This is a genomic window from Streptomyces sp. FH025, from assembly GCF_017427025.1.
In the GTDB taxonomy this organism is placed as follows: Bacteria; Actinomycetota; Actinomycetes; order Streptomycetales; family Streptomycetaceae; genus Kitasatospora.
The window spans coordinates 1-1,357 of the sequence record NZ_JAFLNG010001155.1 but is presented as its reverse complement, the minus strand read 5'-3'; the positions used below and the strand labels follow the sequence as shown (position 1 = coordinate 1,357).

The following is a 1,357-nucleotide window of genomic DNA, read 5'->3' as shown; positions in this document are numbered from 1 at the left end:
AAGGTGAGCCGGGCTCCGGACCAGTCCTCGCCGGTGCGCTGCCAGACCACCGCCTCGGACTCCAGGCGCAGGCCGGCGCCGTTCCGTCCTTCCGGGGAAAGGGTGGCGCGGTAGGAGGGGCGCCAGAGCGCGCACGGCACCAGGTGGCTGACGGTCAGCTCGACCGGGCCGGGCCGCTCGGCCTCGACGGTGAGCTCCAGGTGGGCGTGCAGCTCGGCGGGCTCCTCCTCGGCCTCGTCCAGCGCGGTCAGGGCCCGGGAGCGCTCCTGGTCCAGGCGGCGCAGCCGGGAGTGGGTGGCGCGCAGCTCCTCGCCGTGGCGCTCCCGCTCGGCGTCCACCCGGTCCAGCTCGCGGGCCCAGCGGGTGCGCTCGATCTCGCCGACGCCGGCCCCCTCGCCGATCTCGCGCAGCAGGTCGGCGGAGAGCTGGGCGAGCAGGGCCAGCCGGGCGTCCAGCCGGGCGCGGGCCTGGTCGGCCTGGCGGTACTCGGCCTCCAGCGCGTGCAGCCGGTGACGCAGCGCGGAGTCCTCGGGGCCGGGCGGCAGCGGGGCGCGAGGGGTCCAGGTGCGGACCAGCCGGGCCTCCAGCACCCGGGTGCCGGGGGCGGCGGTCTCGGCGCGCAGGGTGCGGTCGACGGCGAGGGCGGTGAGCGGGCCGAGGCGCAGCCGCTGGACGCCCCCGGTCAGCTCGACGGTCACCGTGCGCTCGACCTGGGCGCGGTCCTCCAGGCAGGTGACGGCGGTGACGGGGAGGGCGGTGTCCTGAGTGGGGGTGGTGGCTCCGGTCATCTCTCAGTTCCTCCGGTTTCCGCCGACGATGGCCTTTCCGGCCGGGATCTTGATCTGGTAGCCGCCGTCCAGCTCGGCGCCGCCGCCCGGCGGGAGGTCGACCCGCCAGAGCCGGGTGCCGGGCGGGCACTCCGGCGAGGGGACGGCCGGGGCGTGCCAGTCGGCGCGCTCCTCGATCCGGATCTCGGCGTCGGAGGTGACCGGCACGCGCTCGCGGACCTCCACCGTGACGGTGCGGCCGAGCCGGTTCGCCAGCCGGACGTGAACCCGGTGGTCGAGCACGGTGCTGTTGCCCTTCAGCATGCCCGTGGTGGATTCGCGCAGCTCGGTGCGGCGCGCCACCTCGATGCTCTCGGTCACACCGATGCCCAGGCGGCGGGTGCCGCCGGGGGCCAGGGTGGGCAGGGCGGCGGTGAGCAGGAACTCGTCGTCCACGGTGACCTCGACCGGGCCGGCCAGGACGGCGCGGTCGGTGCGGTTGGCGAGCACCAGGGTCGCGTACACCTTCTCCTCGACGGCGGGGACGGTGACGTACTCGGGGCTGACGGAGAGCGGGATCTCGTCCACGG

The 1,357-nt window shown here is 76.1% G+C and carries 2 protein-coding genes; both read right to left on the bottom strand.

Going from position 1 to position 1,357, the window contains the following annotated elements:
- On the bottom strand, nucleotides 1-788 hold a 788-nt coding region (locus tag J0670_RS38090; RefSeq protein WP_207817343.1), incomplete at its 3' end, for a DUF4140 domain-containing protein.
- A gap of 3 nt (nucleotides 789-791) precedes the next feature.
- Nucleotides 792-1,357: DUF4139 domain-containing protein (locus tag J0670_RS38085; RefSeq protein ID WP_207817342.1), on the bottom strand; the 566-nt coding region annotated here is incomplete at its 5' end.